This window comes from Vibrio sp. Vb1127, assembly GCF_033338735.1.
GTDB lineage: Bacteria > Pseudomonadota > Gammaproteobacteria > Enterobacterales > Vibrionaceae > Vibrio > Vibrio alginolyticus.
This window is the reverse complement of record NZ_JAWOTF010000027.1, coordinates 12,502-25,027: the sequence shown is the minus strand read 5'-3', so window position 1 is coordinate 25,027 and position 12,526 is coordinate 12,502. Positions and strand designations below refer to the sequence as shown.

General features: G+C 43.5%; 11 protein-coding genes and 1 riboswitch. Of the genes, 7 read left to right on the top strand and 4 right to left on the bottom strand.

Translation table 11 applies throughout. From position 1 onward, the window contains the following. Window positions 1–87 precede the first annotated feature (87 nt). The 3 genes from R7H07_RS21385 to gbpA all read left to right on the top strand — a co-directional run bounded on the left by R7H07_RS21385 (window position 88) and on the right by gbpA (window position 4,080). Window positions 88–1,569, top strand: coding sequence for a cryptochrome/deoxyribodipyrimidine photo-lyase family protein (locus R7H07_RS21385; protein WP_065275505.1), 1,482 nt, complete (start codon window positions 88–90; stop codon window positions 1,567–1,569). An 80-nt stretch (window positions 1,570–1,649) separates the two neighbouring features. Beyond that, complete coding sequence (locus R7H07_RS21380) at window positions 1,650–2,150, top strand: fasciclin domain-containing protein (protein WP_005384595.1); 501 nt, start codon at window positions 1,650–1,652, stop codon at window positions 2,148–2,150. A gap of 267 nt (window positions 2,151–2,417) precedes the next feature. Further along, a riboswitch (cyclic di-GMP riboswitch) is annotated at window positions 2,418–2,518 on the top strand. A 98-nt stretch (window positions 2,519–2,616) separates the two neighbouring features. Further along, window positions 2,617–4,080, top strand: coding sequence for an N-acetylglucosamine-binding protein GbpA (gene gbpA, locus R7H07_RS21375; protein WP_065275506.1), 1,464 nt, complete (start codon window positions 2,617–2,619; stop codon window positions 4,078–4,080). A gap of 52 nt (window positions 4,081–4,132) precedes the next feature. Here gbpA and R7H07_RS21370 read toward each other — a convergent pair whose 3' ends face one another. After that, window positions 4,133–5,005, bottom strand: coding sequence for a patatin family protein (locus tag R7H07_RS21370; protein ID WP_017634445.1), 873 nt, complete (start codon window positions 5,003–5,005; stop codon window positions 4,133–4,135). Window positions 5,006–5,195: 190 nt separating this feature from the next. Continuing rightward, a complete protein-coding gene (locus tag R7H07_RS21365; protein WP_005374889.1) occupies window positions 5,196–5,837 on the bottom strand; it encodes a MarC family protein in 642 nt (213 codons plus the stop codon). A gap of 194 nt (window positions 5,838–6,031) precedes the next feature. Here R7H07_RS21365 and nfsA point away from each other — a divergent pair, with 194 nt between their 5' ends. Beyond that, window positions 6,032–6,754 carry an oxygen-insensitive NADPH nitroreductase gene (gene nfsA, locus R7H07_RS21360; RefSeq protein WP_065275507.1) on the top strand — a complete coding sequence of 241 codons (723 nt, stop codon included), beginning with the start codon at window positions 6,032–6,034 and terminating at the stop codon, window positions 6,752–6,754. A gap of 69 nt (window positions 6,755–6,823) precedes the next feature. Here the strand turns inward: nfsA and R7H07_RS21355 are convergent, their stop codons facing one another. Further along, a complete protein-coding gene (locus tag R7H07_RS21355; protein WP_065275508.1) occupies window positions 6,824–7,717 on the bottom strand; it encodes a hypothetical protein in 894 nt (297 codons plus the stop codon). A gap of 458 nt (window positions 7,718–8,175) precedes the next feature. On the opposite strand from R7H07_RS21355, the gene R7H07_RS21350 reads away from it, so the two are divergent. The 3 genes from R7H07_RS21350 to R7H07_RS21340 all read left to right on the top strand — a co-directional run bounded on the left by R7H07_RS21350 (window position 8,176) and on the right by R7H07_RS21340 (window position 12,084). Continuing rightward, on the top strand, window positions 8,176–9,294 hold the full coding sequence (locus tag R7H07_RS21350) for a polysaccharide export protein (RefSeq protein WP_017820139.1): 1,119 nt from the start codon (window positions 8,176–8,178) through the stop codon (window positions 9,292–9,294). Window positions 9,295–9,423: 129 nt separating this feature from the next. Then, window positions 9,424–9,864, top strand: a complete 441-nt coding sequence (locus tag R7H07_RS21345) for a phosphotyrosine protein phosphatase (protein WP_031780905.1) — start codon at window positions 9,424–9,426, stop codon at window positions 9,862–9,864. Window positions 9,865–9,915: 51 nt separating this feature from the next. Beyond that, window positions 9,916–12,084 (top strand): polysaccharide biosynthesis tyrosine autokinase, encoded by a 2,169-nt coding sequence (locus tag R7H07_RS21340; protein WP_005374875.1) that lies wholly within the window; start codon window positions 9,916–9,918, stop codon window positions 12,082–12,084. Between the two features lie 65 nt (window positions 12,085–12,149). Here the strand turns inward: R7H07_RS21340 and R7H07_RS21335 are convergent, their stop codons facing one another. Beyond that, window positions 12,150–12,521 (bottom strand): hypothetical protein, encoded by a 372-nt coding sequence (locus R7H07_RS21335; RefSeq protein ID WP_017634450.1) that lies wholly within the window; start codon window positions 12,519–12,521, stop codon window positions 12,150–12,152. Window positions 12,522–12,526 lie beyond the last annotated feature (5 nt).

Below are 12,526 nucleotides of genomic sequence, written 5' to 3'. Positions count from 1 at the left end.
CCTCTACGTTTTGTGGAATAAAACCGATCATTGGATGAGATTTCTTCGGTTTACTTGCGTACAACATCGGAAACAAAGAGGATTCCGATGCAAACAATCAATGTCGTGTGGTTAAAGCGAGATTTAAGGCTGACTGACCATCAACCACTAACTCAAGCATTATCAACAAAGCACCCAACTGTGCTTTTGTATATTGTTGAACCATTGCTATTGAACAACCCACACTATTCTGAGCGCCACTGGCGATTTGTTTGGCAATCACTGCAAGACATGGATGAGACGCTCAAAGCGTATGGGCATCGAATCACGGTGCTGTTTGACGATGCCTTAGCATGTTTCCAATCAATTCAAGCGCAATATCAAATCAACGCTGTTTTTTCTCACCAAGAAATAGGACTCAACTGCACCTTTGAACGAGACCGACAAGTTGCCGCTTGGCTGTATGAGCATAACATCGACTGGTTTGAATTCGAACACGGTGCTGTAATCAGAGGTGCAATAAACCGGCAAGGTTGGGACAAACATTGGGACTCTGTCATGAGAGCCTCAATAAGCCCTATTGAGCTCCAAACCGACTTATTGCATTCATTGGATGCAGAAGCTCTCGGCTGTTCGTTTTCGCCACCATCATCCTGGCTATCAAAATGCAAAGGAATGCAAACGGGAGGAAGCCGGCTCGCTTGGAAAACACTAGAGGACTTTTTCCATCGTCGAGGTCGTGATTACTATCGAAGCATTTCTAGTCCCACAGCCTCACGCACAGCCTGTACTCGACTTTCTCCATATCTCGCTTGGGGTAACATATCCTTGCGTGAAGTGTATCAATACCTTTTGAAACACTGGCAAGTCGCTGGGTTTCGTCGCAGCTTAATTGCATTGTCTTCACGGCTTCATTGGCACTGTCACTTCATCCAAAAATTCGAATCGGAATACGACATGGAGTTTTACTGCGTTAATCGGGCTTACGAACCATTGATTAAACAAAGTAGTACTTTCGATGAAGAAAAGTTAGCAGCATGGAAATCCGGGCATACTGGCGTACCTTTGATTGATGCCTGCATGCGCTGTTTGCACCACACTGGTTACATTAACTTTCGCATGCGTGCCATGCTGGTTAGCTTTCTTACTCACCACATGAACATGAATTGGCGAGTAGGTGTAACGCATTTAGCGCAACTGTTTCTCGACTTTGAGCCCGGAATTCATTACCCACAATTCCAAATGCAAGCAGGAGTAACCGGGACTAACACAATCCGTATTTATAATCCGATCAAGCAAGCCCAAGAACATGATCCTAACGGTACGTTCATCTACAAGTGGGTACCTGAGTTACAAATGGTTCCTCCCCCTCTTTTATTCGAGCCCTGGACAATGACCCAAATGGAAGCTGTCATGTATCAATTGCAGCCAGATAGCCGTTACCTTGCACCTATTATCGCACCAGACAACGCAGCTAAGGCAGCAAGAGAGCGCTTATGGACGTGGCGGAAACGAGCCGATGTGAAACAAGAAGGCAGACGAATTCTTGCGCGACATGTTAGACCCTCAAAAGAAAGTAGGACGCGATGATCATCTTTCAATGACAATGCGTACAAATGCAAACACACTCCAGGGAACCCGTTGTACCCTCAACTAGTAAGGAACACACTATGTTCAAACGTATCTTAGTTATCGCGGCTACACTGATGGCGACATTATCTTTTATGCTTCCCGTCAAGGCTCATGAGCATGGCATGATGAAAGCCGATATTGTCGACGTTGCCGCTGAAAACGGCTCTTTCAATACGCTTGTTGCTGCGGTGAAAGCAGCGGGCCTGGTTGACACTCTCAAAGGGGAAGGCCCATTTACTGTTTTTGCACCAACGGATGACGCTTTTGCAAAACTGCCAGACGGCACAGTCGACATGCTCTTAATGCCGGAAAACAAAGACAAGTTAGTATCTGTTTTGACTTATCACGTCGTCCCAGGGAAAGTGATGGCTGCCGATGTTGTTAAGCTAGACAAAGCGACTACGGTTCAGGGGCAAGATGTGATGATTAAAACCATGGGCGATAAAGTCATGGTTAACGATGCAAATGTCATCGCAACCGATGTGAAAGCTAAAAACGGTGTCATTCACGTGATTGATACTGTCATTATGCCGAAATAACACCATCCAGAGGGCGGTACACTCCGCCCTTTAGACAGAACTTCTTCCACCCTTAGCACGATTCCTCTCCACTTATCCCCACCCCCACTCATTCACCATGACTATAAAAAGGATAAAAACAAAATTAAAATCAATACCTTGCAATACGACACTGCACAATATTGACGAGGTTAAGATATCGTTATCTTTCAATTTGAGAACAGGATTCCATGTCAGTGACGTTTACTTTTCCACATGTAAATTCTTAAGCTAAATTTTGGCTGCTCAATCACATTTCGGCAAACCATTCGAAAGGGTGGGACGCAAAGCTTCCGGTCTGTCAGCATTTAAAAATCTAAAAGAATGCTCATGATAGCGGGGTTACCATGACGCAGTGTTACAGAAGTCCAATTTCTGTAGCGTTGCTTTATGCTCAGCATGCGCCGGGGTGTGACACTAGTTTGTCAGCCATAACAGAGGACATGTGATGAAATCATTTCCAACCAAATCCGTACTCGCGTTAGCACTTGCAAGCATTAGCTCAGGTGCTGCGGCTCACGGTTATGTATCAGAAACCAATGGTGGTGTCGCTGCAAGTCGCTCGGCACTATGTAAGTATCCAACGCCAGATACTAACGAAAAAAATAATAACTGCGGTGCGATTCAATATGAACCGCAAAGCGTTGAAGGCCCTGATGGCTTTCCCGAAACAGGGCCTCGCGATGGTAAAATAGCGAGTGCCGAAACCGCTTTAGCAGCTGCCCTTGATGAGCAAACTGCCGACCGTTGGGTAAAACGCACTATTCAAGCAGGTACACAAACTTTTGAATGGACATTTACCGCTAACCACGTGACGCGCGACTGGAAATATTACATCACCAAGCCTGATTGGAACCCAAACGCTTCACTATCACGAGACTCTTTTGATCTAACTCCTTTCTGTGTCGTCGACGGCAATATGGTTCAACCCCCGAAACAGGTAAGCCATCAATGTAATGTGCCTACTCGCGAGGGATACCATGTCATCCTGGCAGTATGGGATGTTGGCGACACTGCAGCCTCATTTTATAACGTGATCGATGTGAAATTTGATGGTGACAGTCCCGTTATTCCAGATTGGAAGCAAGGCGGTCAAATTATTCCTACAATGGATTTAAATATTGGGGATTCGGTTTATACGCGCGTATTTGATCAAGCAGGTGAAAACATAGCGTATAGAACTGAACTAGAAATTACCGATGCAGCAATGGGCCAAGCGAAAAACTGGTCTTACGCACTCGCGACTAAGCTAAACCAAGAACAAGCAAAACTGCAAGCCGGGCAGTATGCAGAGGATAAATTCACTCCTGTTTATGGTACTAATCCGGTGTATCTGCAAGCAAATAGCGGCCTTGAGCGAGTAGAGATCGGCTATAACATTGAAACTCCTGTTCCAGAATACTCACTCACAGTAGATGGCTTAGCAGACGAATATATCATTGAGTCAACACCGACAACGTTGGATCTGACACTAACTGCTGAAGGCGATTTAAATGCAGAACTCACCGTTTACAATCACCATCGCGAACCACTTGCAAGTTGGGCAAACGAAATGAAAGACGGCTCGGTAGAGGCGATATCGCTCGCTTTAAGTAAATCGGAGCCGGGTCACCATATGCTCGTGACACGTATTAAGGATAAAAATGGCAACTTGGTGGATCAGCAAACACTCGACTTTCACTTAAAAGAAGAGTCAGTTACTCCGCCACCATCTGGTGAGTACGATTTTGTCTTCCCTGAAGGACTATCTAGCTACACGGCGGGCACAAAAGTGCTTGCCAGCGACGGGGGCATTTATCAATGTAAACCTTTCCCATACTCTGGTTACTGTATGCAGTGGAAAGAAAGCGCAAACCATTACGAGCCTGGAATAGGTTCACACTGGGAGATGGCTTGGGATAAAGTCAACTAAATCCCCCTTTGAACGTTACGCAAAAGAGCCTCACTATGAGGCTCTTTTATAATCAAACGCAAAAATGACAATTTTCCCGGTCTAAACCATGAACACCAGATAAACTAGTGAGATGCGCTCGCCCCTCAATCAGTCCCATTTCATACCCTTCTAGTAAAACGGATTGTCGCATTGATAAGCGCTGAACATGAAAATTATCTGGTGGGGCAATTACCCTAACATGTGTTCCTGGTGGAGGGTTACGAATAAACTCTAATGATTGATTATAGTTATCTGCACGTCTTAACATCGCATCCGCCATTTTGGGGTGCTCCGCAAAAAGTTTCTTCATCAGCCATGTGGTCTTAACTGGCTTTTTGGCATAATTCAGCGGGTGAGAGAGTACTACGGTTATGTCGCGAGCCCCTCGACGATAAGCTTCACGCACTGGGATAGAGTCCGCGACCCCACCATCGGTATAACAACCACCAGAAAAACAAGGGGTATGCTTGTAGGCAATCGGTAATGCTGTTGTCGCTTCAATCGCATGGTGAAAATTATCACGTGTCACGCGATAGTAATCTGCCTGCCCTGTATCTACATTTGTTGTCGCTGCGAGAAAAGGAACGCCATTAAACAGTTTATTTTCATCGACGGGATACAAGCGATTAGATTCTTCAAACAACCACTTCACATCGATGAGGTCCCCACCTTTAACGAAGCGAGTCGGGTCAAAAAAGCGTTTGCTTGTGGCCAGCTTAGTAATGACGTTAATACTGCGATGTGGGTAGTCGGTCAAATACCCAATCAAATTTGATGCACCAGCAGATACACCGATTGCAAAATCAAACGGTTTATAACTCTGCTCTAAAAACGCATCTAACACTCCGCTTGCGAAGACGCCTCGCATCGCGCCACCTTCTACTACAATTGCTTTTGTTGCCATATTTCCCCCATTCTCCTTGCCAAAAGAGTAATGAAATTCGTGCAATCACAACAATTGAATATTCTTATTATTGAAATAGGTGAAGTCTATTTATTTCTCTCTTAGAAAATGAAAACTAAAGTTCAAAAAATCCGTCCCCGTTAGAAATGTAATTGCGGGTTGAACCAAGGTGGCAAGGTCTAAGAGAAATCTAGGAGAAAACCGTTTTATAGGCTTCGCCCGCGCCATCAATGAACATTTGAGTACCAATAACCGCTAGAATTAAGCCCATCATTTTAGTCACAACATTTAGAGCACTTGGTCCAACCGCTTTGACCAATTTGTCTCCAAACAAAAACAGTACATAGGTGATCACACAAAGGACAGCGAAAGAAACGATAGTAATAATGGTTTGATCGAAACCACCCGCTGTCGCAAAGTTCATCGCGGTAGCAATCGTTCCAGGCCCAGCTAATATTGGCATCGCCAGTGGAGACACTGCAATACTCAATGCCGCCCGTTGCTGAGCTGGTGAATACGCCTTCTCTTTGGTTTTCTGATGCGTCGAATCACCTTGAAGCATGTTAAAACCTATCAAAAACACCAAAATACCGCCTGTTATTCGCAATGCATAAAGCGTGATACCAAACAAATCAAAAATTAACTTACCGGCAATAGAAAATATCGCGATGATAATAAATGCAATAAAAACCGAGCGGAGCGCAATGGAACGGATGGTTTCTTTATCTTCATCAGCAGTTAAACTCAAAAAGATGGGAATATTGGCGATAGGGTTCATGATGGCAAAGAAGCCCATAAACACCGTAACTGTATGAACAATGAGTTCTTTCATATTTTCCACTGCATTTAAATTATTGATTCTAAAAACAGTATATACGCTCTCAAACAGAACGAGTGGTGTAATCTCGAATCGTCTTCACACTTATGCGCCAAGCATTGTTTTTCTTTTGAGATAGTTTACCGACTCATCAAATGTCGCTAAGGTGAGTCTTCAGCCTTTAACGTAACAGGGGATGTTAAGTCACCATGAACAGCACGATTCAAACAATTCTCAATCACCGCTCAATTCGAAAATTCACCTCACAACCGATTGAGAGCGAACAATTAGATGCCATTCTTCAAGCCGGCCTTGCGGCGTCCTCATCAAGCATGTTGCAAGTCGTTTCAATTATCCGCGTGACCGACAAAGAAAAACGTACGCTATTAGCTCAATATGCCGGAAATCAAGGGTACGTTGAAAGCGCGGCTGAGTTTTTGGTGTTTTGCATTGATTACCAACGCCACGCCAGTATCAACCCAGATGTTCAAGCTGACTTTACCGAGTTAACGCTAATAGGCGCTGTAGACTCGGGCATCATGGCACAAAATTGCTTGCTTGCGGCGGAGTCGATGGGACTAGGAGGTGTGTATATTGGTGGTTTACGAAACAATGCCCAAAAAGTAGACGAATTATTAGGTTTACCTAAAAATACCGCCATTTTATTTGGTATGTGTCTTGGTCATCCAGATCAAACCCCTGAAGTAAAACCTCGCCTACCTAAGCATGTCGTGGTGCATGAGAATCAGTATCAAGACCTAAACTTGGATGATATTCAGACGTATGACCAAACTATGCAAAACTACTATGCAAACCGTTCGAGCAATCAAAAACAGAGTACTTGGTCGCAAGAAGTCACCAGTAAATTGGCTGGGGAATCACGTCCGCATATCCTGCCTTACTTAAACAGAAAAGGGCTCACTAAAAGGTGATGACTACAATACGATAGGATCAAAAAAGGCCTCTGAAGAGGCCTTTAGAATTTGTCAGCAAAAACTTGCTTAGTTACCGCCTGTCGCGCCAGTGCCTGGACCCGGTGGATCTTCAGGTTCAATTGGCTCACCGACTTCCGCATCTGGAATTTGTGGTACGTCAGGTTCGATATCTTCTAATGGAATCTCGTTATCGATAGCCTCTTGTACATCAGCAACAACTTTCTGAGTATCTTCAGCTGGAATCGTTACGTAGATAACGTCACCTGAATCATTCTCAGGATAATTTGGGTTCGCCGCGATTACATCTTCTGTGATTGCTTTTGCAGCAACAGCTACAGCTTCAGGCGAAGCTATTGGGTTCGCTTTGATGATATCTGATACAACGTTTGCTGTTGCAACTAGCTGAGTAGCAAGTGCGCTGTTACCACCCTCACTGCCAAGTCCTGCTACTACAGATTCTGTATCACGAAGGATTTCGTCAACTGTTTTACCACTTGCATTGATATCGATACCCAAATTCTCGAATACTTTTTCAGCGATATCAGAAGAGTATACTTCACCATCTTTTAAAGAGTTAGCAACCAAAGTCGTAAATGGAGAGCCTGTTACCAATGAATCCGCCTGGGCTAGGCCTTGAGGGATTTTGTAGTCAGATGTAATAGGTTTGCCATTTGACGCGTCTTTACTATCTTCTGTGTGCGTTAATACGAAAGCACAATCACCTGGCGCATTTACAACGTTGATATTTTCAAAACGCGCTTTACCAACCATACCTTCATAGTTTGTTGTATTTTCAATAGCGTCGTATGTCTCACCACCACATACTGCTTGAACTTTCATGCCGATAACAGCTGGGTCATAAGCCTGAACTGAGTATCTTTTTACCTCAGGATCGCTGTCACTACCACAACCTGCTAGTAGGACTGCTGCCACACTTGCCGTTAAAAGTTTGATTTTCAAAATTAGCTCCAATATTTGTTGTTATATCCGACCGCAACAGGAAGCATAACGGCAGTTGCATATAGTGTAAATAGGATGCATACAACTTTGGCATGAGTTTTTTCACATTCTTGCCTGTTTGCTTGTGCAAAATCATGCATTCATCTCATTAACGTTAAATAGACACAATTTTGTCATGTATTCGTCAGTATTTTTTCAAGTAACTTGTTGCCTTTATTGCAACCAGATGGATAATAGTTGACTATTTTTTGTGGGTCGGATTTTCACACCTTCATTAATGAAACTAAGAGCTCTAAGTCGCTAGCAGCCATTTGGAGTGTTTATTACACAAATAATTCTGAATGGACTCGCTTTCTAAAGGCTTAAAACTGCAGTAAATCATCAATATTGATGAAATGCAGTTCAATTAGAATGAATCAATTTCAGTCGGCAAACTTTCTTTCGGTAGTTATAAACCAATGAACACATTTAATAAATTTTTGGGGATATCAGTACTTCCTATCCTTCTTACAGGGTGTACTTTGCCTGGTAGCCACCTTTCGGTCAGTGACAAAACAGTCATGAGCACTGAATCGAGTGATATAGAGTCTCAGGTTACCGTTTATCCCTTAACTTTGGAGCGCGTAACGTCTTTAAATTCAGTGGACCCTTTTTCAAAACCAAACCCAGAGTTAGATATTGAAATCGCAAAATATGAATACGAAGTAGGACCTGGCGATATCCTAAATATCACTATTTGGGATCACCCAGAGCTAACGATCCCAGCGGGCTCATACCGAAGCTCAGCCGAAGCGGGTAACTGGGTGCATTCGGATGGCACGATCTTCTACCCTTACATAGGTGTCGTACATGTTGAAGGCAAAAACGTACGTCAGATTCGTGCAGACATTGCAAGCCGCCTTGCAAAATACATTGAGAGCCCACAGGTCGATGTAAGCGTTGCGGCATTTCGCTCTAAAAAGACTTATGTAACTGGCGAAGTTAACAAGCCAGGACAACAACCAATTACAAACATCCCCCTTACACTTCTAGATGCTGTGAATAGAGCTGGCGGACTGGCTGCCGAGGCTGATTGGCGTAATGCGACACTGACACGCAATGGCGTTGTTGAAAACGTCTCTTTGTATGCTCTGATGCAACAAGGCGATTTAACTCAAAACCGCCTTCTAAAGCCTGGTGATATTGTTCATATTCCTCGAAACGATGCGCAAAAAGTATTTGTTATGGGCGAGGTTAACGATCCGAAATTACTCAAAATTGATCGTAGCGGCATGAGCCTTACTGAGGCTCTTAGCAGCGTTGGTGGTATCAGTGAAATCTCCGCAGATGCTACCGGTGTGTTTGTCATCAGACGTTCAAAAGAAGAAGCTAAAATGGCGGACATTTATCAGCTAGATGTTTCTGACGCTTCTGCTTTGGTGATTGGTACTGAGTTTGATCTCAACCCTTACGACATAGTCTATGTGACGGCTGCACCTGTTAGTCGTTGGAATCGTGTGATTGCTCAGCTCGTTCCAACCATTTCCGGCTTTAATGAACTAACTGAAGGTGTACTACGAGTACGCACTTGGCCGTAAAACAACGTGCCGCAAGAAACTTATCTCTTGCGGCACGTAATCGATAGCTACTCAGCTCAATTGCGCAATATAAAGAAGCCAGCAATTCAGTTGAGATCATAAGCATACAATTTAAAGTAGGGTAAGCATTTGTTTTCTAATATTCTTGTCGTCTGTGTCGGTAATATTTGCCGCTCTCCAACAGGAGAGCGGCTTTTGCAGTCTTTACTACCAAACAAACATGTCGCATCAGCAGGAATCGCAGTAGATAAGAGCCATCTAACGGGAAAAGCTGCTGACGAGATGGCAACCACTATCGCGAACGAACATAGCGTAAGCTTAGATGGACACGAAGCACGACAATTAACACCTGAGCTTTGCGCTCAATACGATCTGATATTGGTTATGGAAAAAGGTCATTTAGAAGCCTTAACCAAAATCGCTCCTGAGGCACGAGGTAAAACGATGCTGTTTGGACAGTGGATAAATGAACAAAACATCCCTGATCCATACAGACAAAGTAGAGAAGCTTTCGAACATGCATATACGCTTATAGAAAAAGCAGCAAAAGCGTGGTCTCAAAAACTATAAGCCGCAAGGCTAAATAAACGCCAATGGCAAGGTATTTAAGAAGTTAAAGTAATGACAACACAAACTATTAAGCAATCACGTCAAGCCGACGATGAGATCGATTTGGGAAAGTTATTTGGGATCATTCTCGATGCCAAATGGCTCATTCTATGTACCGTAGTCCTATTTTCAATTATAGGCGTCGGCGTTGCCATTCTATCAACACCTATCTATAAAGCTGACGCTCTTATCCAAATCGAAAGTAAGAGTTCAGGTGGTATTTCAGCGATGGTTGGTGATATGGGAGAGCTGTTTTCAGCAGAATCATCAGCGACAACAGAAATAGAGATCATCAAATCTCGTATGATCTTGGGCGGTACTGTTGATAAGTTCAACTTAACGACTGTCGTTTCTCCAAACTACATGCCAATTATTGGTAAAGGCCTAGCTCGACTACAAGGTGAGCAAATCAGTCTGAGCGTTTCACGATTTAATGCTCCTTCTTACGCAGTTGGCGTTCCTTTAACTCTTGAAGTTATTGATTCTGAAAAACAGACGTTCAGGCTCTTAGAAGATGACAATAACGTCATTTTAGAAGGTAAAGTTGGTGAACTGCTTGAGAAGAATGGATACCAATTTTTGGCGACTGAACTTGTGGCTCAAACTGGTGACTCATTCACGGTCAGCAAAATCAGTAAATTAGATGCAATTAATAAACTTCAAGAAAACTTATCGATTAGCGAACGTGGTAAGCAAACCGGGATTATATCTTTAAGCTTCTCTGGTGAAGACCGCGCTAAGATTCAAGATATCTTGAACGACATTAGCCAAAACTACTTCTTACAAAACGTTCAAAGAAATTCTGCAGAGGCAGAGCAAAGCCTCGAGTTCTTGAAAGGTCACCTCCCAGACATCAAAACAAAACTGACCGCTTCTGAAGACGTTTTAAATCGATTCCGTCAAGAAAATGAATCTATCGATTTAGGCCTTGAAGCTCAGTCAACGCTGAAAGTAATGGTTGAGTTAGAAGCACAGCTAAATGAGCTTACATTCAAAGAAAGTGAGATCAGCCAACGCTTCACACAGGATCACCCAGCTTATAAGTCGCTACTTGATAAACGTGAAACACTACTAAAAGAGAAAGAACGTCTTAATAAACAAGTTCAAAAGTTACCGAAAACACAGCGTGAAGTTCTACGTATGACACGCGATGTAGAAGTAAACCAACAAATCTACATCCAACTATTGAACAAGGTTCAAGAGCTCAACATTATTAAAGCCGGAACAGTTGGCAACGTTCGAATCTTAGATAACGCTCAATCTTTCTCTAAGCCAATTAAGCCGAAAAAAGCGCTTATCGTTGTGCTAGCAACACTGCTTGGCGGTATGGCAGGCGTTGCTTTCGTATTAATTCGTGCAGCATTCCACCGTGGTGTGGAAACACCAGATCAAATTGAACAGATTGGCATGCCAGTTTACGCAAGCGTTCCAAAATCTATTCAACAACTGGAATTTGCAAACAAGCTTAAGCGCAACAAAGGCAGCAACAATGAGCTAGTCCTTCTAGCGGAAGCTAACCCAGCCGATCTTTCCATTGAGGCTCTACGTAGTCTTCGCACTAGCTTGCACTTTGCAATGATGGAAGCGAAGAATAACGTTCTTATGATTTCAGGTCCTGCACCATCTATCGGCAAAACATTTGTATCGACCAACTTTGCGGCCGTCGCTGCGAAAACCGGTCAGAAAGTGCTGCTTATTGATGCGGATATGCGTAAAGGTTATTTGCAGCAATGCTTCGGTCTACGTTGGGACAACGGTCTTTCTGATTACTTGAGCGGTAAGACATCCCTTAGCAACATCATTAAATCTACATCCATTGATAATTTAGATGTTGTGACTCGCGGCCAAGTACCACCAAATCCGTCAGAACTTCTTATGCACCCTCGCTTCAAGAGCTTTGTTGACGAGATGTCTGCACAATACGATCTAGTCATCATCGATACGCCGCCTGTACTCGCAGTTACCGACCCAAGCATTGTTGGCGCGCTTGCAGGAACAACTCTGATGGTCGCTCGTTTTGATCAAACGACTTTGAAGGAGATTGAAGTCGCGCAAGGTCGCTTCGAGCAATCAGGCGTTGAAGTTAAAGGTGTGATTCTCAATGCAGTTGAGAAAAAAGCATCTAACTCATACGGCTATGGATACGGCTACTATAACTACGCGTACAAAAGCGAATCATAACTTGAATTTAGATCGCTAATTAAACCAAATATGACAAAGCCCTGCTAGAAACAGCAGGGCTTTTTCTATTGCACTCTTAATTGCTTGTACGTAATCAAACTAAGCAAGACAAAGAATATTGGGTCACTCCAACCAAAACCGACAAATACTCCGATAATGCCGGCATAGGTAGTAATCACTGCCCCTAAGCCATTAGTAATCAATAATGCTTTAAACAGCTGTTTCGCAGTATGCCCTGATTCCACATTACGTAACATCAAACTCACCGCTGCGATTCCACCTAAAAAGATCGAAGTATGCTGCGATAAAAACAGCGCGTACTGGTCGTTAATTTGTACTCCATACATCGGCCACATTATGGTTGGTACAAAAAACAACGCAAAAGCGAATACCGTATATACGACACCATGAACGGTTAGAAAAGTGCGGTTGGTCATCATCT